The sequence below is a fragment of the Oenococcus alcoholitolerans genome (assembly GCF_051852995.1).
In the GTDB taxonomy this organism is placed as follows: Bacteria; Bacillota; Bacilli; order Lactobacillales; family Lactobacillaceae; genus Oenococcus; species Oenococcus alcoholitolerans.
On the sequence record NZ_CP176042.1, the window covers coordinates 31,596 to 57,138 of the forward strand.

A 25,543-nucleotide genomic window follows, 5' to 3' on the forward strand; every position below is an offset into this window, starting at 1 on the left:
ATAATTAAAAATCCAAGAGATTAAATTTCTTTTAAAAATCAAATTTCTTTTTTTAGTTTCACAAAGCACATCTAAACGTTTTTTTAAAAGACTTTATGCTTTTTTAACAATTTAAAACGCTTTGTATTGTGAAAAAAGCACTATTGCAATTTAATTATTGGCATCATAGGATATTCAGTAATCTTAACGATGATTGAAAAATCATTAAAGGAAGTGACCAAATGCAGAAAATACAAACAACTTTCAGGACTGATCCTGAACTAATGAACCAATTAGCTGTTATTAAAGCTGATGGAGAAAGGACTAAATTTCATACCTATAAGATCGCTCAAGTTCTTGATCGACTGCTTTTAGACGACTATCAAGAGCAAAAAGAACAGATCTTATCTGAGATAGTCATTGCTTGTTCACAAAAAAATGAAATACAGACCCTTGAGATAAGGAATATTTTCATCTCAGAACTTGAAAAATTCGGATTTTACCAAGCTGCGGAAAAATATCAAAATTATCGTCATCAAGATGTTGCCTCCTTTGAAAAAGAAAGTGATCCAAAAACGAAATTGAGCCAATTGATCCAACGCGATGATACGATCGTCCATGAAAATGCTAATAAGGATAGTGAAGTTTTTAGTACCCAGCGTGATTTGACTGCGGGGATGGTCGGTAAGTCTATGGGCCTTAAAATGATGCCCGAAACGGTTGCTAAAGCTCATTTAAGAGGTGATATCCATTATCATGACCTTGATTACTCGCCAATGACTAGTATGACCAATTGCTGTTTGATCGATTTTGATGAAATGTTTTCGCAGGGATTCAAAATCGGCAACACTGATGTTTTCCCGCCTAAGTCGATCGGTCAGGCAACGGTTATGATGGTACAGATCTTCGATGCCGTAGCGTCAAGCCAATATGGAGGTTCGTCTTGCAATCGTGCTGATCAGCTGCTGGCACCTTATGCAGAGATGAATTATAAAAATCATCTTGAAGAAGCCAAAAAGTGGGTAAGTCCTGAAAAACAGGATGATTATGCCAGAAACGAAACCAAAAAAGATATTTACTCGGCGATGGAACAACTTGAGTATGGAATCAATACGATAAATTCGACTCAAGGGCAAACTCCTTTTACAACGGTTAATTTTGGTTTAGGAACCTCTTGGATCGAAAGAGAGATCCAAATGGATATCCTGAAGATCCGCATCAAAGGCTTGGGCAAACAACATCGGACTGCGATTTTTCCAAAATTGATCTTTACCTTGAAAAAGGGTCTTAATTTCAAGGAAGGCGATCCAAATTACGATATTAAAGAATTAGCGATCGATTGTGCTACCAAACGAATGTATCCGGATATTCTTATGTATGACAAAATCATTGAACTGACAGGCAGTTTCAAGTCTCCGATGGGGTGCCGCAGTTTTTTGCAGGGTTGGAAAGATGAGAATGGCAAGGAAGTAAATTCCGGACGTATGAATTTAGGAGTCGTGACACTTAATCTGCCAAGGATCGCCATGGAATCAAAAAAAGATCAAGGATTGTTTTGGGAAATCTTTGATGAAAAAATGGAATTGGTGAAAAAGGCACTTTTGAATAAAGTTGATCGTATTAAAGAAGCCAAACCGCAAAATGCGCCGATTCTTTATCAGTCTGGTGCTTTTGGCAAGAGGCTTAAGGACGACGAAAATGTTGATCAATTATTCACTCATCGTCGGGCAACAGTTTCAGTTGGTTATATTGGGCTTTATGAAGTCGGAACGGTATTTTATGGTCCTAAATGGGAAAATGATCCCGAAGCTCATGATTTTACAGTTGAGATAACCAAACGTTTGCATGAGTACTGTCTTAAATGGGAAAAGGAATATGATTATCATTTCAGTCTTTATTCGACTCCAGCTGAATCTTTGACCGATACTTTCTGCGAGTTGGATATCAAACGTTTCGGCAGGATCAAAAATGTCACTGATAAGGAATACTACACTAACAGTTTCCACTATGATGTACGTAAAAACCCGACACCTTTTGAAAAACTAACTTTCGAAAAGGACTATCCGGTTTATGCCAGCGGCGGATTCATCCATTATTGCGAGTATCCTAATTTGCGCCAAAATCCTAAGGCTCTTGAAGCTGTTTGGGACTGGGCATACGACAAAGTCGGTTATCTTGGAACTAACACGTCGATCGATCATTGCTATAAATGTGGTTTTAATGGTGACTTCAAGCCAACTGCAAAAGGTTTTGAGTGTCCGGTTTGTGGTAACCGAGATCCGGAAACCTGCGATGTTGTAAAACGTACTTGCGGATATCTTGGAAATCCTCAAAAGCGTCCGATGGTACATGGCCGTCACAAAGAAATTGCATCTCGAGTAAAAAACATGAAATTGGGGCAGATCTAAATGCCAGTAGGACCGAAAAATCCAAAACCAAAAGAATGGTTAGCTAAAGATCACAGCCTTAATTACATTGCTTCCTACAAACCGTTTAACATGGTCGATGGTGAAGGTGTGCGGTGCAGTTTGTATGTTTCCGGCTGTTTGTTCAATTGTCCCGGCTGTTATAATGCGGTCGCTCAAAATTTCCATTATGGCCATCCTTATACTCAAGAGCTAGAGGATCGGATCATAAAGGATATGTCTGAATCCTATGTCCAAGGACTTACATTATTAGGCGGAGAGCCTTTTTTGAACACAACTGTTGCAATAAGATTGTGTAAAAGGATCCGTAAGGAATTCGGTCACACTAAAGATATTTGGTCTTGGACCGGTTATAAGTGGGATGAATTAGCAAAAGAATCAGATGATAAACTAGAATTATTGAGTTATTTGGATATTCTTGTTGACGGCAGATTCTTGGAAGCACAAAAAGATTTGACTTTACAGTTTCGCGGCAGTGCTAACCAGCGTATAATCGATGTTCCTAAGTCTCTTAAAAGCGGCAAAGTCGTTATTTGGTCAAGATTAAAACGTTAAAATAAAAACCACTGATTAAAATTCCATTTATAAATGTAGAGTTTTAATGCAGCGGTTTTTATTTTTTTTACCAAAGATGAATAACAGGACCGATCATGTACAAACCAAAAATGATCACGATCAGACACAGTGTGTTGGAGATAATTTTATAAAGGCCCTTTGATCTGTATTCTTTCGGTAAAGCCTTGGACTCTAACAAGATCAGAAATCCGAGTACTATCGGCAGCAATAAGGCGTTTATAACTTCCACGGTTACAGCTAAAGATGCTAGATCAAAATTTATCAAAACTAAAAATGCGCCAACGATATGAGCCAAAGCGTATATCGTGTAGAATCCGGCGTTGGATCGATCAAGTCTTTCGTTTAGGCTGTGTTTCCATCCTAATACTTCGGTAATTCCCCAAGTACCGGCTAGAGCAACGACCAGGGCGGCGACCATCGAACCACCAAAAATTGCTGATCCAACGATTATTTTTGATGTATTGTTACCGATAAATTGACCCAATACATTTGCTAATTGGGGAACAGTCGAAAGGTCGGCATTCGTTTTTGTTCGGTTAAAAACAGCAGCGTAAACTACTACTACGACTATCATGATCAACTGTGTCAGTACCGTGCCGGCGGCTGTATCCATTTTTTCTTTTTTCAAATTTTTCCTGCTGATTTTTTTATCAATAACAGCTCCTTGCTGATAGAAAATCATCCACGGCATGATAACTGCGCCGACGTTAGCAGCGATCAAGTATATATATGACCTGTCTTTTATCGGAAAACTTAATAGACCTTGACCGATTTGTCCGAGATCTGGTTTGATCAAGAAAATAGCTATGATGAAAGCAAGTTCGCCGAGACCTATCAAAATACCGGCTATTTCAACGCGGCGATAGCTTCCTGAAAATGCGATACCTACTAACATAACAGTAGCTATCGGAATAGTTATCCATTTAGAAATACCAAAAAGTTCGCCGACGCCGGCAATACCTATAAATTCAGTTAATAGGGCGCCAATAGCTGAAATTGCGAGTGTAACAGCTGATAATACAGCCCATTTTTTGCCGAAATAATCTCTGATCAGCTCGCCATGTCCCTTGCCGGTCACGATGCCGAGACGGACGGTCATTTCTTGAGCTATGTATAGAACTGGTATCAATATAATTTGCGGCATTATCATTGTATATCCGAACTGTGCCCCTGATTCGGCTGCTGTTATCAAACAGCCTGCATCTGTATCCGCCAGCATAACGATCAGACCCGGTCCCCAAGTCGCAAATAATTTGAATAAGCTGATATGGTTTGTTATTGATGATTTACTAGTTATTTTGATTTTTAGCCCCTTTGATAAATAAACTTGATATGTTAATCTATTAAAAGGCCATATCTTTGTGATTTATATAGCATTTATGTTTTTTTAAAAATTGATCAGCGCTTACTTTTTTTGATGATTTTTGTTGATAAATAGTAATTATTACTATATAATTTTACTTGGGTAGTAGTTGCCCAATTTAGTTTTCATATTTTATTTAAGCTCTTTTTAAACGATCAGAAAGCTCTATCTGGTCGTTTTTATTTTGTTTAAATTTTTTGGCTGGAACGGAACCGGCTTGGGCTGCGGCCAACGATTTTTTTAAAACTTCTGGAGAAGTCTGATTGTCTTTTATAACCTATCTGATGAGCGATTTGGTTCAACGATTTTTTGCTGAATAAAAGCTGTTGTTTTGCGGACGATATTTTTTGTTCAGTTATAAAAGATACGATACTTTTCCCAGTTGTTTTTTTAAATAAATGCATCAAATAAGAACTGCTGCAATTAAGTTTGCTGGCGATTTCGTCGATGTTTTTGATCGAGGCTAGATGATCATAAATGTATTCTTGTGTTTGATAAATCAATGTCGGTTCGTTTTTTCTTTTAACGGCTGAAACATTTTTTACAAAAACTTTTCCTATTGAACGGATATATTCATGGAGATCTTCTATATGTGTTTGTCGTTCTGCTCTTTGTATATAATAGTCGCTTAGGTCATAAGCACTTTGAACGTATAGACCGCCCTTGATCGATGAGCGGGTGTAGAGAGTTATAGCGGCGATCACTATATTTTTTTTATTTCTTAATTCGTTATTTGAAAGGACACCAAAATTGCCTTCCGCTGCAAATTTGGAAAAATTTTTATCAAATTCGTTTAAATTCCCATGCTCGATTCCTTTAAGCATTTTTTGTTCTGATATGTAACCATCATATGAAGGTTTTTTGCTTCGCGAAATCAAAGAATCGTTTTCCATTTTGTTGAATAAAACTATATTTTTAAGATTTTCGTTTTCTTTTTGAAAAACGGCCTGTTTTCCTTTTAACAGCATGTAGAAAATACTTATCTTAGCTGAAAATATTTTTAAATTTTGTTCATCCGTTTTTAATTCTGTATTTATGGATTTTGAAATCGTTGATATTACTAGTCTTTCTTGGCCGTTTTTGAATGCAGCTATCAGATTGCCTTCCTTTGATGATGCTAAAAAAACTTTTTCATTCAAGTGTTCGAATATTTTGTTTTTTATTTCCTCTGATAGTTTCTTAAAACCAGTCTGCTTTATTAGTTGACCATTTTTGTTGTAAATGAAAATCGCCAAATTATCTGCTGCTTGGAAAAGTTCGATTATTTTTTCGAGATGTTTATTCACTGTTAATTTTAAAAACCTTTTTTGCTAATAAAAGACAGTATAACGCAAAAAATAAGTTAGCGTTTTCACGATAATACTTGTTGTTTAATATTATTGCTATTTATTACTCAAGGAGTATTTATGAAAAATTATTTGGTTTTCGACATAGGCGGTACTAAGCTAAAATATGCACTGATCAATAAGGATGGCGAGCTGCTGGATTTTGGTAGTAAAGAAACACCGACCAGTTCGAAAAAAGATTTAATAAACGAATTTAAGTCTATTATGAGTAACGTATCTTTGCCGATTTCGGGTATTGGTATAAGTGTTCCCGGCAAAGTTGATTCTAAAAGTCAGAGAATAAGTTATGGCGGGTCTTTACCTTTTCTAAATGGTTTATCTTTTGGCGAAGAATTAGATCTCGATATCCCAATAGCTGTTGAAAACGATGCTAAAGCTGCCACGATCGCAGATCTTAATGGCGGTATCCTGAAAAATCAAGACAGCGGTGCAGTCTTAGTTTTAGGCACGGCTATCGGCGGCGGAATAGTTTTAGACAACCATTTGTTATATGGCAAAAACGATCAAGCAGGAGAGGTAAGTTTTATGAGCTTGGGCAACTTCTCTAATGATTCTCTGGTCGGCTTTAAAGGATCAGCCGTTTCCTTAATAAATAAAATAGCAAAACATTATCATTATCAAGATATTAATGATGGTCCTGCTGTTTTTGATTTGATCGAAAAAGGGGATATTTACGCACATGGATTATTTGAAGAATTTTGCCAAACGATCGCAGTATTGGTCCATAATATTCAAACCATATTAGATATTGACTTTTTTGTTATCGGCGGCGGTATTTCTCAAAGAAAGATCGTTGTTGATGGTATTTATGAGGCTTTAAAAAAACTAAGATCTTCCAACTCCTTAGTTGAAGCAACTTTAAAGGAACCAAAAATAGTCGGTTCTGCTTATAAAAATAAGGCTAATTTGTTCGGCGCTTTTTTCAAGGTAAGAAATATGGACCTTAAATTTTAAAAATAAAATAAGTGGTAACCACAATAATAAAGTTACTGGTAACTTTATTAAAAAAGCAAGGATAAACCTTGCTTTTTTAATAATTATATATGGACATTACGGGATTCGGACCCGTGACCTCTGCCATGCGAAGACCGAAGGCGTTAAATTAAAATAACATGAATCAATGTAATGGATAAATAAAAAACTCCAAAACACTTATATAGCATATGGCAGCATTTATGAGTAGCAGTATTAAGTAATTTAATGTAAATCAAACTTAATAACGTAACTTATTTAACACAATTTGACATTTAAAAATCCATTAATTATTAAATGTTCATTAAAATAACTTATCATTTTATTTCAGGAGAACGGTACAAGACTGGATTAATTTCTAGGTATCACCATGATTAATCAATGCTTGTTAAATCCAAATGTTGATTAAATTTATTGACGAGCTGGTCAGACATATGGTGGTCGACCTCAATCACGGTTTTGTCAGAAGCAAGAACACGTTCTTGTATATCATGGGCTGTTTTTTCATCTAAAGAAGCTGTGCCTTCGTCAATAATCAAAATGGGGCGGTCAAAGAGAAAGGCACGAGCTAATTCAATTCTTGTCTTTTGACCACCGGAAAAATTATTGCCACTTTCAGATACAGGACTAGCCGGGTCGACATCCGGCAGGCCTGCTTTGTATAAAGCTTCTTTGACTTCGTCTTCAGAAAAATGTGTTCCTAAAGTTAAATTGAGATAAATGCTATCATCAAAAATAGCACTATCCTGCGAGACAAAGGCGAAAAGGTCTGGTTGAGGTAAATACGTGTCTTGAACATTACGATAATAATAAGCTAATGTCCCTTGGGATGGCTGTATTTCGCCAATAATGATTTTCAACAATGTACTTTTACCAATCCCTGAGGGTCCTGTTATCAGTAGCTTTTCACCAGCTTTTAATTCGAAATTGACGTTGGACCACACATTCTTTTTTTGCTCAGGATATTTAAAAGCCAGATGGGCAGCTTTTAAGGAACTGAAATCATATTTTTGATCTGTAATTTCCTTATGCTCTTCTAAATTAACTGCTTGTTTGTTATGAATATAATCCAAGATTTTGTTGTTAATATCTTTCGTACTATTCAGTGTCGATCGCGCTTGTCCAAGCTGTAAAGCTGAATTAGTAATCATCGTGGCACTATACTGAACTGCGACAAAATCCGAAATTTGTAATTTTCCTTTAATAACTAGGTACATCGAAATGCCAATTGGCAAAATTTGAAATGTTTCGGCCACAGCGTAGACCGTTGCACTGGAAGCAGCAATTTTATTGTCTCTAATTTTTTTAGCACTTTCTGACAAACTAATTTTCGTTTGACCAAAGTGAACAAAGTGGCTGGTAGCTTGGTAACGAATAATTGTTTGATAATTTTTGAAGAGATCATTGAGAAAAGTCGTGGTTCCTTTATTTGTTTTTGACCACACTTTAGTTTTCTCCTTGATTATTGTTCTAAAAAAACTAGGTGATACCTGACTAACAACCGCAAAAGACAAGAATAGTATCGTCAATATCCAGTTGCTTTGGATCGAAAAAGCAACAGTCACAATCAGACTTGTCATCAAACTAACGATTTTTAAAATTTGGCGAAAATAGTTTGTTTCGACTAAATTAAGATCATTCAAGACAAAGGATACTTTATCCGAAGCTTGTCTGTGACTATCTAAAGTTAAAGGCTTTAACGTTTGAGTTTTTAAATTGGTGGAAAAAATAGCAGCGTTTTTGTTATTTACTATTTGTGCTAAATAATCTGTGAGAACAAAGAAAAGGCTAAGTAAAAGAACGACACCGATGAAAAGCAATACGCGGTTGAATAATCGATGCTCCAGAATTACAAATATATATGTGTACCAAATAGTGTTGAAGGGTATATAAAAAGCGTAAACGATCGTAAGAAATAACCCTAAAATAAACCATTGTTTGTTAATGAACCGACTCATTATGATTATTCTCTTTAACGGTCTTTTTATAGAGTACAGCTGCCTGATGCCCGTATTTTTCCTCTAAGGCTTTTTCGATCGCGTCAGGCTGTACCGTATTTATTTCTGTAAACACTTCTTTTTTTAAAGCGTTAATTTGTTTATCATCAAATTTATTTTTAATCAAAGAAATCATGTTTTTAAATGGGTGAATGTTAAAGTGATTGATTTCTGGTAAATCTTGAGCGGTTAAAATGTAATTCTTGTGCTCTAGTTCCAAAATTATCATCTTGTTTCCAACGATAGTTATTGCCATATTTATTCTCCTCAGTTATTATACGAATCATTATATATGTGTTTTAGCTTGATAATTTGATATTTTTGCATAATAATGAGTACTATACTATACAAAAGAAATAAAATGATTTTATCAATAATACCCACAAAAATGAGAATTGGTCAGGCTTTCAAAATATTGAGATTGGATAAGCATTTTTCAATCAAAGAGGTAACGGCTGGTGAAGTATCTAGGTCTTTTATTTACAAATTTGAACAAGGCGAATACGATATTTCAGTTTCTAAACTGTTGTTTCTTTTAAATAGGATCGGAGTCTCTTTCGATGAATTAATGATCACTGCTAATAATTACGAAAATTACCAAGACAGTTTTTTCATAAATTTGTTTTTAGCTATCGAAAATAAGGATCAAAAAAAGTTAGTTGAACTGATTAAACTAAATAGTCGCGGAACCAACCTAACTCAACGATTGGTCTACAGCTTGGCCTCATTGTTCTTGGAGACGAATCATGGCAGCGAAAAAAAGGATGAGGCAGCTTTTATTTTTAACTATTTAACGTCCGTAGAAACTTGGACAAGATTTGAATTACAAGTTTTTAATTATGTGATTCCCTTCATCACTAACGACCAACGAATGCTGCTTGTGTCTAAAAGCAAAGACTGTGTCCTAAATTATAAGTATTCTTTGGATGACCTGTATATTAATTACTTCAGTTACATCGTTGTCGATATAACCCATTTTTTACTTCAAAAAAACGATGTAGCGGCCTCGCACACTGTAATATCCATGGTCCAAGAAGTACAAGAGGTTACTACAAACGAACGACTTACTGCCAGCTTTCATTTTATCAATGCGCTGGTTCACTTCTATGAGGATTCTTCCTCTGAAAAAATTAATCCTATTCTAAGCGTGATTAATTCTGTTAAACAGATTAATAATGATTATGCAAAACAATTAGAAAAAATATGGGATTATCATATTAAGCACCTAAATTTACCAGGTTAATTAAGTTCAGTCATACTTAGTTTTTAAATATTATTTATCTGGCAAATGTTTCTCCGCTATGACTGGTACTCTGTGGCAAACCACCGGAATATACTCCATAAAATGGTACGCAATTTTTGTTAATATACTGTTTCCAAAAAAAATATCTGATTTGTTTTAGCGGTCTTGCAAAAATACACGGATAAGATAAATTTAGAATTATGTTTTGTGCTTTCATACCTAATTGCTCAATAAAAATGGATAAATTTTGGTCAGAAAAACAAGGATCAAAGAAAAGCTTTTTGTCTAGACAAAGTATATAAAAATAGTTCATACACCTTGAGCTGATAAAAGAATACTCACTATTTAACTCACTGTAGTTAATATGTGTATTTAAAGGCTTGCAAATAAAAACCGTTTTTTAGATCAGCCAGCATTTTCGAGGATTCCGCAGAAAAATGGACCGTTTCATTAAAATTTATGCCAATGTTTATATTAACAATGAGCTGTATTTTCACCAGATGATATTTTTTGATAAAAATTGTCTAGGCTAATATCCATTCTTAGATTTTTTTCTTAACATATCTTTCTTTGAATAATGCCCTTTGTCGATCACCTAGATCTTTTTTATATGGACATTACGGGATTCGGACCCGTGACCTCTGCCATGCGAAGGCAGCGCTCTCCCAGCTGAGCTAAACGCCCCTAACACCTAAGATAATAAGGTGTCTACATTATTTAATTTATCACTTTAGCCAAAAAGTATCTTTTTTTACCGCGTTTTATGACAACGAATTTTCCGTCAAACATTTTATCAGGATCGATTTCAGATTCGGGATCGGAAACTTTATCACCGTTGATGACTATTGCGCCGTTAGCAACATCTTCTCTCGCTTGGCGACGTGATTTATCTATAACTTTATCTTTGGTTATAAGGTCAATGATATTTATTTTTTCATTTTTGATTTCAAATGAAGGAACTGCTGCAAAAGCTGCCTGGGCTTGTTTAGTAGTCATTTCTTTTATATTGCCTTCAAACAACATTTTAGAAATTTTTTCTGCCTCAACGACGGCTTCTTTGCCGTGAACGAATTCAGTAACTTCTTCTGCTAATTTTTTTTGAGCTTCACGCGCACCGGGATCTTTTTCTGTTTGTTCTGCCAGTTCTTCGATTTGTTTTTTATTCAAAAAAGTAAATATTTTGAGTAATTTGATCACGTCATTATCGCTTTGGTTGAAGAAGAATTGATAAAACTCGTAAGGCGAAAGAAAATCCGGATCTAGCCAAATCGCCCCTCCCGCACTTTTACCAAATTTTGTGCCATCGGATTTTAGCAGCAGAGGTACAGTCAAACCAAAAACTTTTGTTTGAGCTCCTTCCATTTTGTGGATCAATTCAATGCCGCTTGATATATTTCCGTATTGGTCGCTTCCTCCGATTTGTAATTGAACGCCCTTATGCTTATATAGAGTATAAAAATCGATGGCTTGCAGTATTTGATAAGTAAACTCTGTAAAACTGATGCCGACTTCTAGACGAGATGCTACCACGTCTCTTTTTAACATGACATTTATTGGGAAAAGTTTTCCGAAATCTCTTAAAAAAGATATCAGGTCTAGTTTTGATAGCCAATCATAGTTATTGACTATCTCAAAGCCGTCTTTACCAAATAACTTTGTCATCTGCATAGTTATTCGACGGACATTTTCGTCAAAAACATTTTTTGGCAGAAGTTTTCGCTCGCTCGCTTTGCCTGATGGGTCGCCTATCATACCGGTTCCGCCGCCGATGACTATAACTGGTTTGTTTCCTTCGTTTTGGAACCTTTTTAAAATGGTCAGCGGTATCAGATTTCCGATATGGATCGATTTTGCGGTAGGATCAACACCGACGTAAAGACTTATTTTTTTCTCCTTCAATAATTGATCCAAACCTTCTTCATCGGTCATTTGATTTATTGACCCGCGCCACTTTAGATCTTCGATGATGTCCATGTAAGTATTCCTCCAAAACAATAAAAAAAGCCCCGATCTTCGGGACGAATTTCTCCGCGGTACCACCCGTTTTGCGCCGAATAATGAGCGCCTGCTTAATTATCGAGACATGTCTCAAAGTTTTGCTGTGTAATTCAGATTTTTTCTGGACTAGTTTTCATCTACCACTAGTTTTCTTTTTGACCGCCAAAATCCTACTATCAGCTGAGATTAAACATATTCTAACAATTTTCTTAAAATATCGAAAGTATTTTGCTGGTCAAATATGAAATAACAGCTAACAGTATTCCTATCAAAACTATAACTATTTCTTGATGGATGATATTTAGGAAGAAAACTTGCAAATTTATTTTCCATAAGGAGGTCAAAACACCGGCGATCATCAATATTGCTAACGCTGGGATCGATCCGTGCAGGGAATTTTGAAAATCAGCAAAAGACAAATTCAAACCCAACGACAAAGAGAAGGTTAGTATCAACCAAAATACTAACCGCCATTGCCAAACAAAAACACCGTTCAATATCCTTGGATTTAACCATTTAGTTAGAAAATAAATCGCAAACCCGTTTCCGATCATGGGTGCAAACCCTATTAATAGGTTTCCGAAAGCCTGCCAAATATTTCTTGGATCAGAACTATGTTTTACATATCCTAGTTGTCCTTCTTTGGGTAGCTGTATCAATTGAAAACTGTCTATTTTATGACCGAAAATGATTGCCATCATGATATGTGATAGTTCGTGTGTGATTATTCCTAAAGAAGCGATGACTATAAAAAACTTTTCTCCGCAAATCGAAATCAACCTGCTTGAAGTACGATCGATTATTTTAGAGATAACGAAAGCTGCCAATGCCGGCAAAATCAAAAAAGTTAAAAAAAGGATAATGCAGTTATTTATAAGGTAGTTCATTAGCTTAAAAATCAAGCAGTCAGGTCTGCAAATTCAGCCTTTATAAAATCTGCTACTTGCTTTGCATCGATGCCGTCGCTTCTGCCCAGCTCGCCGGCGGAAACATATATCCGGCCGTCTTTAATAGCCTGTTTGTCAAAAAAAATCGGGAATTTACCATGGCTGCGGTGCCATATACCGACTGGATTGTTTGCACCATGTATGTAACCTGTGGTTTTTTGCAATTCTTTTAACGGGAGCATTTCTGTTCGTTTGTTGCCTGATACGGCTGCTAACTTTTTTTCATCAAGGTGGCTGGTTATTGGAATGACAGCGATAAGTGGTCCTGTTTTATCACCTTTAGAGGCTAATGTTTTATAGATCAACGACTCGCTGCCTATCTTTAATTTATCTAAAGCTGCCTTTTTTTCTTCTTCACTGCTGTTGATCATGTCTAATTCAACTGGTCGAAATTGAATGTTGTTTTTTTCTAAAATCTGCTCAACTTGTGTTTTTTTGACTTTATTTTTTTTAGACATAATTAAATTTTAAAACAATCTATTTTGTTAGCGCTAACACTTATTCTAAGGCTTTTTTTGCTCTAAATGAGCTATTTTTTTGCTGTATAATGGAAGATGTTAAGGTGTGGCGAGAATGCACTTTAGATAAAAAAAATAGGAGATATTAAATATATGGCATCTAATGCACCCGTAGTTGATTATGATTCAACTGAATATCTAGAACTCGTCGACAAGTGGTGGCGTGCAACTAACTACTTGTCAGGTGGAATGATTTTCCTAAGGAGCAATCCACTTTTTAGCGTTACTAAAACTCCTTTAAAAGCAGAAGATATCAAGTTTAAGCCAATTGGTCATTGGGGAACCATTTCTGGACAAACTTTTCTTTATGCACATGAAAACCGTTTGATCAATAAATACGGACTAAACGCGTTTTACGTTGAAGGACCTGGTCACGGCGGACAGGTAATGGTTACCAATTCATTTTTGGATGGTTCATATACTGAAGATTATCCTGAGATAACTCAAGACCTTAAAGGAATGTCAAAGCTTTTCAAGCGTTTCTCATTCGCCGGTGGTATCGGCTCTCATGCCACTGCACAAACACCCGGTTCGCTTCATGAAGGTGGAGAACTTGGCTACTCTCTATCACATGGTATTGGAGCTATTCTTGATAACCCTGATCAGATCGGTTTTGTGACCGTTGGAGATGGTGAAGCTGAAACTGGTCCAGCGATGACTGCTTGGCACGGGATCAAGTTTATCAACCCTAAGACCGATGGAGCTGTTTTGCCGGTTCTTGATCTTAATGGCTGGAAGATTTCCAATCCAACTATCTTCAGCCGTATGTCTGATAAACAAGTCAGTGAATTCTTTGAGTCCCTTGGATGGTCTCCTCGTTTCATTGAAAATGATGATATCCATGACTATGCTGCATATCATAAGACGGCTGCTAAGGTATTTGATAAAGCTATTGAAGATATCAAACAGATCCAAAAAGACGCTCGTGAAAACGATAAGTATCAAGATGGTGAAATACCAGCTTGGCCGGTTATCATTGCTCGTTTGCCAAAAGGCTGGGGCGGTCCAAAACTCGATGATGACGGTAACCCGATCGAAAACAGTTTCCGTGCTCACCAAGTTCCATTGAACCTATCGGCAACTAACCTTAAAGATCTTCCTAAGTTTGAAGATTGGATGAATTCTTATAAACCGGAAGAGCTCTTCAATGAAGATGGATCTCTTAAACCGGAAATCGCTGCTATTGCACCAAAGGGAAATAAGCGTATGGCCGCAAACCCATTGGCTAATGGCGGTGTTGATAATTCTGATTTGAAACTTCCTAACTGGAAAGACTACGCAACAAGCGTTACTCCAGAAACCCGTGGAACTGAGCTAGCTGATGCTGATCAAAACATGGATATGGTTACTTTGTCTGGTTTCTTAGCTGGAGTTGCTAAGCTGAATCCTACTCGTTTCCGTTTCTTCGGACCTGATGAAACCATGTCTAATCGTTTGTGGAAGCTTTTTGACAAGACTCCTCGTCAATGGATGAGCAAGATCAAATTCCCTAATGATGAACTGCTTGCACCTGAAGGCCGTATCATTGATTCACAACTGTCTGAACACCAAGCTGAAGGATGGCTTGAAGGTTATACTTTGTCTGGCCGTGTCGGAATGTTTGCTTCTTATGAGTCATTCTTAAGAGTTGTTGACTCAATGATCGTTGAATACTTCAAGTGGATCCGCCAAGCTGATGCAGAACCATGGCGTAACAAGTATCAATCACTGAACCTCATTTCTACTTCTACTGTTTTCCAGCAGGATCATAACGGTTATACTCACCAAGATCCAGGAATGCTTACTAATTTAGCTGAAAAGAAGCAGAATTATATTCGTCAGTATCTTCCAGCCGATGGAAACGAATTGTTGGCTGTTGCTGCCAGAGCTTTGGTCGATCGTCAAAAGATCAATCATATCGTCGCTTCAAAGCAGCCTCGTCAACAATGGTTTACTGCTGAAGAAGCTGATAAACTGGTTAACAATGGTCTTGGTATCGTTGATTGGGCATCTACTGCTCCAGAAGGCAAGGTAGATATCACTTTTGCCTCTGCCGGTACAGAACCAACTATCGAAACTTTGGCAGCATTGTGGCTCGTAAATCAAAGCTTCCCTGAAGTTAAGTTCCATTATGTCAACGTCGTTGAATTGGGTCGCCTGCAAAAGAAGACTGGTCCTTTGAACGATGATCGTCAACTTTCTGATGAAGAGTTTGATAAGTTCTTCCCAGCCGATAAACCAGTTGTATTCGGTTTCCACGGTTTCGAAGATTTGATCGAATCTATTTTCTATGAGCGTAATCATCATAATCTTCACGCACATGGTTATCGTGAAGATGGTGATATCACTACCCAATATGACATGCGTGTTTACTCAGAGCTGGATCGTTTCCACCAAGCTATTGATGCTGTTTCCGCTCTTAAAGACAACGGTGTTGTTGATGGTGAAAAAGCCGATGACTTCATTGCTCGTATGAATCAGATCCTTAAGAAGCACTTTAAAGTTACTCGTGACGAAGGTCGTGATATTGAAGAATTCACTGACTGGAAGTGGAGTCCTCTTAAGTAATCTTTGTTACAAATATTTTTAAAACCACGAACTAGATTCGTGGTTTTTATTTTATTTTTATTGTAAGCGCTTTACAAAAAAATGTTATGATTAAACTGTAGAAATAAGTGAAACGTTTCGAATTAAAAAAAACTAAAGTAGATCAGGTTGAGTATGTTAGATAATTTTATTGATAATCTTTTAAAACAAATGACTTTAGACGAAAAAATTGGTCAGCTGCAACAAGTAACGGGCGACTTTTTTGGTTCTAGCGGAGGTGCGATCACAGGTCCGATCGATGACCAAGCAAAAAAATATATCAAAGATAATGTTTACAATATTGGTTCTGTTTTAGGCATTTCAGGAAAAAAAGAAATTATTGATATCCAAAAAAATTTTTTGCAACACAGCCGTTTAAAAATACCTTTATTATTTATGGCAGATATAATTCATGGCTATAAAACCATTTTTCCAATCCCCTTAGGATTGGCTGCGAGTTGGGATCCAAAGCTTATAAAAGATGTTGCACAAGCTTCTGCTGACGAGGCTGCCGCTGAAGGGATTTCGGTGACTTTTTCACCAATGGCAGATTTAGTTAGAGACCCTCGTTGGGGCAGAGTTATGGAATCAACTGGAGAAGATCCTTTTTTGAATTCCATATATGCTAAAGCTTTTGTTGAAGGGTATCAAGGGAAAGATCGGATCGACAATAATCACTTGGCAGCAACTGTTAAACATTTTGCAGGTTATGGTGCTGTCGAGGCTGGTAGGGAATATAACACTGTTGATATGTCCGAGTGGCGTTTTCGATCTGAGTATCTTCCATCATATAAAGCAGCAGTAGAAGCTAAAGCCCAGTTAGTTATGACTTCATTCAATACCCTTTTTGGGATTCCGGTTACTGGAAACCGATATATTTTACAAGACATTTTAAGAAAAGAACTTTCCTTTGATGGAGTTATTATTTCTGATTGGAATTCGATTGGCGAACTGATCGATCATGGTGTAGCTGAAAATATGGGTCAGGCTGCTTCATTGGCTTTAAAAGCGGGTGTTGATATAGATATGATGTCATTTTCCTATATTTCCCAGCTTGAAAATTTGATCGATTCTAAAAAAATCAATATAGATTTGATCGATCATGCCGTCTACAGAATACTGTCTTTGAAGAAAAAGCTTGGACTTTTCGATGATCCTTTTAGAGGATTAGAAACAAAAAAAGTCAACAGCCATGTTTTCACCGATGAAAAACTTGCACTAGCACAGAAAGCAGCTGAAGAGTCGATTGTTTTGCTCAAGAATGATGATAAAACACTTCCTTTAAATATCGATGATAGTGTAGCTCTCGTTGGCGACATAGGAGATTCACATGACTTGTTAGGCAGCTGGTCTTTTAAGGGGGACAAGCTTTCTGTTAAGACGATCAAAGAATCGTTGTATTCAAAATTTAAAAAAATAGTTTTTGCAAAAGGATACAAAACAGCCTCTGATTTCTCTTCAAAGATGGCCGAAGAAGCTGTTGCTATCGCAAAGAAACAGAAATATATAATTTTTGTCGCTGGCTTAGAATCTGAACAGAGCGGTGAAGCAAGCAGTTTGACTGATATAAAAATTGCTGACAATCAGATCCGCTTGCTGAAAAAACTTGCTGAGTTAGGTAAACCGATAATAACTTTATTAGTAACTGGCCGCCCCTTGGATCTTACTGAAATCCAAAAGTATTCTAATGCTATTTTGCTTGCGTGGTTTCCAGGAACGAAGGGAGCAGATGCTTTAGCAAAGATCATTACAGGAGAAACCAATCCAAGTGGAAAAATTACGATGACTTTTCCGCGGAACGTTGGTCAAACGCCGATTTATTATAACCATTTCAACACTGGCCGCCCCTTGTTAGATAAAAATGCTGATGAGAAATACCTGTCTAAATACCTTGATAGTCCTAATGATCCGCTTTATCCGTTTGGATTTGGTTTAAGTTATTCTAATTTTAAGATCGGCCAACTGACAGTCGATTCTAAGGAAATTAAGGAAAATAGCTCTATTTTGGCAAGCATCATCGTTCATAATCCCAGCAAATTGGATGGTGATGCTACTGTTCAATGGTATATTCGCGACCTTTCTGCGGAAGTTGTTCGGCCTGTAAAAGAATTAAAATTTTTTGAGAAGAAATTAGTAAAAGCCGGCAGCAGCAGCAAATTTATTTTTAGGATCGATCTAAGCGATCTATCATATGTTCACTCAAATAAAAAAATGTATCCCGATAAGGGCAAGTTTATCCTAGCGGCTGGATTTTCTAGTTCTGACGATGATCTTTCTTGTGTTGAATTTATATATAAATGAGGAAATTTTAATGATCAAAATCAAAAAAAATAAACTTAATATAAATTTATTAAATAACGGTGCTGTTTCTGATATTTTTTATGATCAAATAAAAATAAACCAAGTCAGCGGCAACAATTTAGATGGCGGTTTACAAAATTTTTATTTTAGAGTGCAGGAAAAAGGACAGACTAGATACTTTAGGCTTATAGATGCTGATAATTTAACTGAAGTAAATTATTCTAATGATTTAATATCATGGCAAGGAGAAAAAAATGGCATTTTTTACCGATTAAACCTTTACATAGGCAATCGCTCCTGGTTTTGGGAAGCTAATATCACTTCAAGTACAAAATTTGATAAGGCTGATTTATTTTTTGTTCAAGATCTTGGTCTTGGCGAAGAATCTTTTGTTAGCTCTAACGAAGCATATGCTTCGCAGTATATCGATAATTTCGTTAGTCAGCTTGATAAAACGATCATAGTTGGATCTCGTCAAAACCAAAGTCAACAAGGCCGCAATCCTTATCTTCAAATCGGTTCTTTTTCTGATCTGTCGGCTTTTTCAACTGATGCATACCAGTTTTTTGGTAAACGCTATGTCACTACCGGGATTCCAGCAGCTATGGAAAATGACCGGTTACCATCTGTTAATTTACAAAACGAAGCCAACTTAATAGTTCTACAAAAAAGGTTTGTTTCTTCAGAAAGTTTATCAACGAAATCGATCGTTTTTTACTCATCTTTTTGTTCTGATGCTAAAGGTGAAAATGATCATCTAATTTTTGATCAAGATGATCTTAGAAAAGAATTCAGGCAGTTAAAAGACAAAAAGATCGAAGGCAGATCAAAACTTAAATTATTGAAAAGAAAAACCAATTTATCGTTTAAACCAGTTGAAACCGAAGATTTCACGAATGATGAAATCAATAATATTTTCCCAGCTAGATTACAAGAAGAAGAATATCACGGTCGTCTGTTATCTTTCTTCACCGATCAAAATGATCATGTAGTTACTAAATATAAAGAGGAACTGCAAACCCGACCAACGGGTAATATTATTTTGGCTGGTTCTGATATCGTACCTGGAAAGGCGATACTGGCTACGACTCAATATATGTCTGGTGTTTTTTCATCGCAAACCGTTTTCGGCAACACAAACCACAATAAGTTTTCTTCTAATCTTCGTGGACCGCTGAATTTTTTCAAAATGCAGGGAATGCACATTTATTTAAAATCGGACAAAGACTATCAATTGCTTTCAACCCCATCCTTATTTGTGATGTCCTATAATTCCTCTGACTGGTATTACAAATTGAAAAATGATGTCTTGAAAATCAGTGCCGATGCTTCAGCTTTTGATCAAAGTCTGCATTTTAAAATATTGTCTTTAACTAATAAAACATATGATCTGCTGATAACTGAAAATATAATAATGGATTCTGTTGAAGGCCAAAATTCAGTTGATAAAATTTTTTCTAAGGACGGCAGGATATTTTTTTATCCAGGGAAAAAATCTTTGATGAAAAAATTCAATAAAAACCTTTCTTTTTTCTACAATTTTGCCGGTTATGATGATCCCGAAAAGTTTGCAGGCGATGAATCTGTCTTTTTTACTGAAAATATAAAAGATCCACGGTTATCAACTTTTAATTTTAAAAATGTTTCCGAACTTAATTTTTCTTTAACCGTTGATCTTGGAAACAAAATCTCTACCAATACAAAGTTTGATTTTACGGAATCGCGGAAAAAGCACGGAGAAAACATTGAAGTGCTTTTGAATAATTTGTCTTTATCCAGTTCTGCAGATCCTTATAAAGATCAAACGGAAAAAATCAACCTGATCATTCGATGGTTTGCTCATGATGCCTTGGTTCATTTATTATCGCCGCACGGTTTAGAACAATTCGGCGGAGCTGCTTGGGGTACTAGAGATGTTAGTCAAGGACCAACGGAACTTTTTCTTTCAACTGGTAATTTTGCATATGTTAGGAGTATTCTCAAGATTCTTTATAGTCATCAATTCAGAGAAGACGGCAATTGGCCGCAGTGGTTCATGTATGATGAGTATTTTTCTGAATTCTCCAGTGAAAGTCATGGCGATATGATCATTTGGCCTCTTAAAGTGTTGGTCGATTATATTGAAGTTTCTGGTGACCAGTCCATTTTATTTGAAAATATCCCATATTTTGATAAACAAGAAAGGGCTTTTACAGGAACTAAATATTCCATACTTGAGCATGTTAAAAAGGAAATTTCATATATCGAAAATCATTTTCTTTACGGAACAAAGGTATCGGCTTATGGCGATGGCGATTGGGACGATACTTTGCAACCGGCTGATCCAAAACAAAAGCAGAATATGGCAAGTACATGGACTGAAGAGCTGACGATACAAGTTCTCAGAAAATCTTCTCGTATTCTTGATTTTAATGATTATTCCAGTCACATAAAGGAAATCGCAGATTTGATGTTTAAAGATTTCAAAAAGTATTTTTTGGATCAGCCATTTTTGCCAGGTTTTATTAGTTTAGACAAAAATCTTAAAAGAACTAATATAATTTTTCCCGGTGATTCGGTCACGCATATAAATTACCGTCTGATACCTATGACCAGAGCAATTATCAGCGGGATCTATACTGGCCAAAAGGCACAAGAAACTATCAGTACTATTAAAAAGGAACTTTTATTTCCAGATGGAGTTCGTTTGATGGACAGGCCGGCAGTTTATCACGGCGGTGTAAGCAAAATTTTCAAAAGAGCCGAACAGTCGGCTAATTTCGGCCGAGAAATCGGCTTGATGTATACACATGCACATATTAGATATATTGAAGCTTTGGCAAAAACCGGTGATCCAAGCGCTTGGGAAGCTTTGTTCTTGGTCGATCCAATAAATCTAAGAAAAGTCCTTGCCAATAGTGATTTTAGGCAGGCGAATGTTTATTTCAGCAGTTCTGATGCTGCTTTTAATGATCGTTATCAGGCACAAAAAGATTTTCGACTTTTATCAAAGGGCAAAATAAAGGTAAAAGGCGGCTGGCGTCTTTATAGCAGCGGTCCTGGCATATATATAAAGACACTTATTTCCGATATTCTTGGAATCGATTTTGTTAGCGGTGACTATGATGTTTCCAGCTCTATACCTAAAGAAGCAGGTCTGGATATTCATTTTAAAAAACGATTTTCTTAAATTTATTTTATTCAGCAGATTATTTTGAAAGCGGTTACATTTTGTTGTAAAATATTTATAGAAACGTTTCGAATAAGAAAAGTTTCAACTGGGAGACTGAGTTATGAATTTTAAAAAAATTGCATCTTTGATTGGAGCAACGGTCATCGCTGGAGCAGGATTTACGACTCTGGGATCTAATCAGATTGCATCTGCTAAATCAAAAGGCACGATCAACTTTTGGTATGGCGGCGATGGTGATAAAGATATTAGACCGATCATCAATCAATTTACTAAAGAAACTGGTGTTAAAGTAACTATTCAAAGTATTCCATGGAGTCAATATAACGATAAGCTTTTAACTGCATCTGCATCGAAATCAGGACCCGATGTTCTAGTCGTTGGAACCACAGAGATGCCGAATATGGTCAGTTCAAAAGCAGTAATGAATATTTCTCATTATATAAAGAATGATAATAATTTATCCCCAAATAAGTTCTTTTCCGGATCAGTAAATACGACTAGGTATAATGGCAAATACTATGCCGTTCCTTGGTACGTCGAGACTCGTGTGCTTTATTATAGAAAAGATTTATTGCAAAGAGCCGGATATGATCATGCACCGCGTACATGGTCTGAATTATATAATGCCTCGTTAAAACTCTCAAAGCGTGGAAAGGGTATGTATGGTTTAAATATCGATGGTTCTGAACCAACGTTTGGTTTTATGTTTGCCCGCCAGAATGGTGCGACCTTGATTAAAAACGGGCAGGCCCAATTTAATAAAAAACCAATGGTTTCTGCACTTAAATATCTTAATAAATACATTAAAAACGGTGCCTCTCCAAAACAAAACATGAACTTAACGATTGGACAGTCTTTTGGCGGCAAGGCGCCGGTACCGATGTTTATATCAGGCCCTTGGATGGTAAATTCGATTAGAAGCGACACCGGCCTTAAAGATAATCAGTGGGATGTTGCTCCTTTGCCAAAGGGCAGCAAGAACAATATGTCTAATACTGGCGGCGGCGATATCGCGGTATTTAATTACACCAAAAAGAGGGCAAATGCTGTCAGACTGGTCAAGTTTCTTTCGCGTCGCAGCAGCCAGCTTAGTTACTACAAGAATAGTAATTCGATGCCGACACTAAAATCTGCTTGGACTGACAAGTCTCTAAGTGATCGTAAGATACAAGTATTTCGCAAGCAGCTTGATCATTCTCAGCCAATGCCGTTAGTTAGGCAGTGGGATGAGATCGGCCAGAAATATTTGAGCGCTTGGCAGCAAATATCTCTTAAGGGTACATCAGTTCAAAAGGAAATGAATACCTACACTTCTCAAGTTAATCGCATTCTTAAATAAAAAATTATAAGTAGGTATTAATGGGCATTTTTACAAAAATGCCCCTACATACAAGCGGAGGAAAAAATGCATAAGTCGCTAAAAGCAAAAATTATACCCTATACATTTATAGGACCGGCCATCATTTTGCTGATTATTTTTTCGATCATACCAATCTTAGTATCTTTGATCATTAGTTTCACTGATTTGAATATTACCGGTTTGGGCAATTGGTCGACAGTAAAATTTATCGGCTGGAGCAATTTTTCGAATTTATTCTCTGATCCTGATTTCTTACAATCAGTTGGCAATACTGTTTACTATGTTGTTATCGGGGTTCCTTTGGTAGTCATATTATCTTTGACAGCCGCTTTGCTGATCAATTATGGAAAAAATAGATTCTTCAAATTGATGCGCTTGATATTTTACACACCCTCTATCACGAATACGGTCGCTGTGGCTGTCGTTTGGACCTATATGTATAACCCTAATAATGGACTTTTGAATAATATTTTAAGGTCTATTGGTTTACCGGGATTGCAATGGATCTATGATCCGGCTACGGCCAAAATATCTCTTATTTTTCTAGCGATTTGGAAAGCTGTTGGTCTTAATATGCTGATTTTCTTAGCAGCGCTTCAAGGAATTCCCGAATCTCTTTATGAAGCGGCTGAACTTGATGGCGCTAATAAATGGGAACAAATACGTCACATCACACTTCCTTCAATGCAGTTTTCTATATTCTTTGTTTCGGTCACGACCTTGATCGGTTGGTTCCAGTTTTTCGATGAGCCTTTTGTTATGACCAAGGGCGGTCCTCTGAACAGTACTAACTCCGTAGCTTTGTATGTTTATCAAAATGGTTTTCAGAATTCTAATTTTGGTTTCGCTGCCGCTGCGTCATTTGTGATGTTCGTGGCGATAATTCTAGCTACTTCGATTCAATTTAGGATCCAGCGAAAGCAGAGGGGAGAATGAATATGCAAACAGTTAATCGTTTGGAAAGCCGTCGATTCCTAGAGAAGAGAAATAAAACGGTCACAGCCTCGATTTTGGCCTTTTGGGGTTTGATTACGATCCTTCCTTTCTTGTGGATGTTTCTTTCTTCTTTTAAAACTAATGCTGAGATATCTCAAGCGACACAAAATTTTTGGCCGCGTCAATGGACACTTTCTAATTACCAGGAACTTTTCGTTAGTGGTAACTTCGGTGTTTACTTGAAAAATACCTTAATAATAACAGCAGCGTCTTTTTTCGGTTTGTTTTTAAATGCAATTGCTGGTTATGGTTTTTCCAAGTTTAATTTTGCCGGGAAAAAGTTTCTTTTCGGATTAGTCATGGCAACGATGATGATACCTGGGCAAGTAACGATGATACCTGTTTATTTGATTCTTAACCAGGCGGGGTTAACTAATACTTTGTTGGGTATTTTGCTTCCCGGTTTGGTCGGAGCTTTTTCGATATTTTTGTTTCGCCAGTTTATGGCTAATATTTCTGATTCGATCTTGGAAGCGGCACGGATCGAGGGTGCTGGTGAATGGTATATATTCTGGCATATTATCATGCCTATCTCAAAACCGATTTTTGCAGTTCAGGGTATCTTGACTTTTATTGGCGGATGGAACTCTTTTCTTTGGCCATTGATCATAGCTAATAATCAAAAATATTATACTTTATCGGTAGGGCTGCAATTGCTTCAAGGGCAGCATACTTCTGATTATGGTGTTCAAATGGCCGGTTCTTCATTTATGGTCATTCCGATAATCATTATTTTTGTTATTTTCCAGAAATATATCCTCCAAGGTTTTGTGGTACAGTCTGAGAAATAAAGTATTTTTTAAGGGGTTTGATTTAAGATGGCTGGAATTCGCGAGATCGCAAAAAGAGCAAAAGTGTCTATTTCAACAGTTTCATATGCATTGAACGGCAGCGATAAGGTTTCTAAAAAAACTCGCGATCGAGTCATAAAAATTGCTGATGATCTTAATTACACACCTAATTTAGCCGGTCAAACTTTAAAAAAACAAAAAACTAATATCATCGGCGTTTATGTATCTGATTTTGGCGGTTACTTTTATAGTCATATCATTGATGGCATTTCTAAAAAGTTAAAAGAGTTTGGGTATGAGACGATAATATGTTCCGGCGGGAAAAAAGCGCGCCTTTTTTTGCCGCAAAAATTAGTTGATGGTGCGATAATTATCGATCCGCGTTTCCCTGATGATGATATCGAAAAATACGCTATGCAAGGCAGAAGAATCGTTTTGCTCCGTGCTGGCGCCAGCAAAGGTTTAGTCAGCCATGTTTTGGTTGACAACAAAAAAGGTTCATATTCGGCTATCGATCGTTTATCCATTTTTAAAAAACAGACGATCATTTTGGTGACGGGGCCATCCGATTCTTTTGATTCACAACAGCGATTACAATTTTCGCTTGAAAGACTCGCACATCATAATATTTTAAATTATCGGATCTTTAAAAGTGATTTTACGATCGACGGCGGTAAAAGTGTTGCACAAGAGATTTTAAAAAATGGATTCAAGCAGGCGAGCATTTTTAGTTTTAATGATGAAATGGCTATCGGCATATATGATATTTTTAAACAGAATCATGTTGATCTGAGCGAATTCAATATCGTTGGCTTTGATAATGATGAAATAAGTTCTTATTTGGTGCCATCGCTGTCTTCGATCAATTATTCCAAACATCATTGGGGACAAGTGGCCGCAGAATCTTTGCTTGAAATGATCAACGGGGGAAAAGTGTCCGACAAAATTATCAATACTGAATTTTTGGAAAGAGCATCTACCTCTAAGGAATGA

Annotated in this window: 18 protein-coding genes and 1 tRNA gene; 11 read left to right on the forward strand and 8 right to left on the reverse strand. The window is 36.6% G+C overall.

The annotated features are described in order from the left end of the window. Nucleotides 1-221 precede the first annotated feature (221 nt). Nucleotides 222-2,387, forward strand: coding sequence for an anaerobic ribonucleoside-triphosphate reductase (nrdD, locus tag ACKP2L_RS00725; protein ID WP_439425480.1), 2,166 nt, complete (start codon nt 222-224; stop codon nt 2,385-2,387). Continuing rightward, the gene (gene nrdG, locus ACKP2L_RS00730; protein ID WP_439425481.1) at nt 2,388-2,960 is read left to right on the forward strand and encodes an anaerobic ribonucleoside-triphosphate reductase activating protein; all 573 of its coding nucleotides are present in this window, start codon (nt 2,388-2,390) and stop codon (nt 2,958-2,960) included. Between the two features lie 67 nt (nt 2,961-3,027). Here nrdG and ACKP2L_RS00735 read toward each other — a convergent pair whose 3' ends face one another. Further along, entirely contained in the window at nt 3,028-4,278 is a 1,251-nt protein-coding gene (locus ACKP2L_RS00735; RefSeq protein ID WP_439426240.1) for an NRAMP family divalent metal transporter, read from the reverse strand. Nucleotides 4,279-4,532: 254 nt separating this feature from the next. Continuing rightward, nucleotides 4,533-5,630: a helix-turn-helix domain-containing protein gene (locus tag ACKP2L_RS00740; RefSeq protein WP_439425482.1), complete on the reverse strand. Its 1,098-nt coding sequence runs from the start codon at nt 5,628-5,630 to the stop codon at nt 4,533-4,535. A gap of 120 nt (nt 5,631-5,750) precedes the next feature. Between ACKP2L_RS00740 and ACKP2L_RS00745 the strand changes: the two genes are divergently transcribed. Then, nucleotides 5,751-6,644, forward strand: a complete 894-nt coding sequence (locus ACKP2L_RS00745; RefSeq protein ID WP_439425483.1) for an ROK family protein — start codon at nt 5,751-5,753, stop codon at nt 6,642-6,644. Nucleotides 6,645-7,036: 392 nt separating this feature from the next. Here the strand turns inward: ACKP2L_RS00745 and ACKP2L_RS00750 are convergent, their stop codons facing one another. Together ACKP2L_RS00750 and ACKP2L_RS00755 are read right to left on the reverse strand one after the other, a co-directional pair. Continuing rightward, entirely contained in the window at nt 7,037-8,620 is a 1,584-nt protein-coding gene (locus tag ACKP2L_RS00750) for an ATP-binding cassette domain-containing protein (RefSeq protein WP_439425484.1), read from the reverse strand. Further along, complete coding sequence (locus ACKP2L_RS00755; RefSeq protein ID WP_439425485.1) at nt 8,604-8,915, reverse strand: hypothetical protein; 312 nt, start codon at nt 8,913-8,915, stop codon at nt 8,604-8,606. Before ACKP2L_RS00755 ends, ACKP2L_RS00750 begins: the two co-directional genes overlap by 17 nt. Nucleotides 8,916-9,047: 132 nt before the next feature. On the opposite strand from ACKP2L_RS00755, the gene ACKP2L_RS00760 reads away from it, so the two are divergent. Further along, the gene (locus ACKP2L_RS00760; RefSeq protein WP_439425486.1) at nt 9,048-9,902 is read left to right on the forward strand and encodes a helix-turn-helix domain-containing protein; all 855 of its coding nucleotides are present in this window, start codon (nt 9,048-9,050) and stop codon (nt 9,900-9,902) included. A 611-nt stretch (nt 9,903-10,513) separates the two neighbouring features. On the opposite strand, the gene ACKP2L_RS00765 is transcribed toward ACKP2L_RS00760, so the two are convergent. From ACKP2L_RS00765 to ACKP2L_RS00780, 4 genes are all read right to left on the reverse strand, one after another. Beyond that, nucleotides 10,514-10,586, reverse strand: a tRNA-Ala gene (locus tag ACKP2L_RS00765). 33 nt (nt 10,587-10,619) lie between these two features. Then, entirely contained in the window at nt 10,620-11,876 is a 1,257-nt protein-coding gene (gene tyrS, locus ACKP2L_RS00770; RefSeq protein ID WP_439425487.1) for a tyrosine--tRNA ligase, read from the reverse strand. 233 nt (nt 11,877-12,109) lie between these two features. Next, a complete protein-coding gene (locus ACKP2L_RS00775; protein ID WP_439425488.1) occupies nt 12,110-12,787 on the reverse strand; it encodes a hypothetical protein in 678 nt (225 codons plus the stop codon). Between the two features lie 11 nt (nt 12,788-12,798). Beyond that, nucleotides 12,799-13,305: an aminoacyl-tRNA deacylase gene (locus ACKP2L_RS00780; protein WP_439425489.1), complete on the reverse strand. Its 507-nt coding sequence runs from the start codon at nt 13,303-13,305 to the stop codon at nt 12,799-12,801. Nucleotides 13,306-13,458: 153 nt separating this feature from the next. Between ACKP2L_RS00780 and ACKP2L_RS00785 the strand changes: the two genes are divergently transcribed. From ACKP2L_RS00785 to ACKP2L_RS00815, 7 genes are all read left to right on the forward strand, one after another. After that, nucleotides 13,459-15,912, forward strand: a complete 2,454-nt coding sequence (locus ACKP2L_RS00785; RefSeq protein ID WP_439425490.1) for a phosphoketolase family protein — start codon at nt 13,459-13,461, stop codon at nt 15,910-15,912. 153 nt (nt 15,913-16,065) lie between these two features. Further along, a complete protein-coding gene (gene bglX / locus ACKP2L_RS00790; protein WP_439425491.1) occupies nt 16,066-18,231 on the forward strand; it encodes a beta-glucosidase BglX in 2,166 nt (721 codons plus the stop codon). Between the two features lie 10 nt (nt 18,232-18,241). Then, nucleotides 18,242-21,400 (forward strand): GH36-type glycosyl hydrolase domain-containing protein, encoded by a 3,159-nt coding sequence (locus tag ACKP2L_RS00795; RefSeq protein ID WP_439425492.1) that lies wholly within the window; start codon nt 18,242-18,244, stop codon nt 21,398-21,400. A 103-nt stretch (nt 21,401-21,503) separates the two neighbouring features. Continuing rightward, entirely contained in the window at nt 21,504-22,742 is a 1,239-nt protein-coding gene (locus ACKP2L_RS00800) for an extracellular solute-binding protein (RefSeq protein WP_439425493.1), read from the forward strand. Between the two features lie 66 nt (nt 22,743-22,808). Further along, a complete protein-coding gene (locus ACKP2L_RS00805; RefSeq protein WP_439425494.1) occupies nt 22,809-23,699 on the forward strand; it encodes a carbohydrate ABC transporter permease in 891 nt (296 codons plus the stop codon). Nucleotides 23,700-23,701: 2 nt separating this feature from the next. Continuing rightward, nucleotides 23,702-24,550: a carbohydrate ABC transporter permease gene (locus tag ACKP2L_RS00810; protein WP_439425495.1), complete on the forward strand. Its 849-nt coding sequence runs from the start codon at nt 23,702-23,704 to the stop codon at nt 24,548-24,550. 27 nt (nt 24,551-24,577) lie between these two features. After that, nucleotides 24,578-25,543, forward strand: a complete 966-nt coding sequence (locus tag ACKP2L_RS00815; RefSeq protein ID WP_439425496.1) for a LacI family DNA-binding transcriptional regulator — start codon at nt 24,578-24,580, stop codon at nt 25,541-25,543.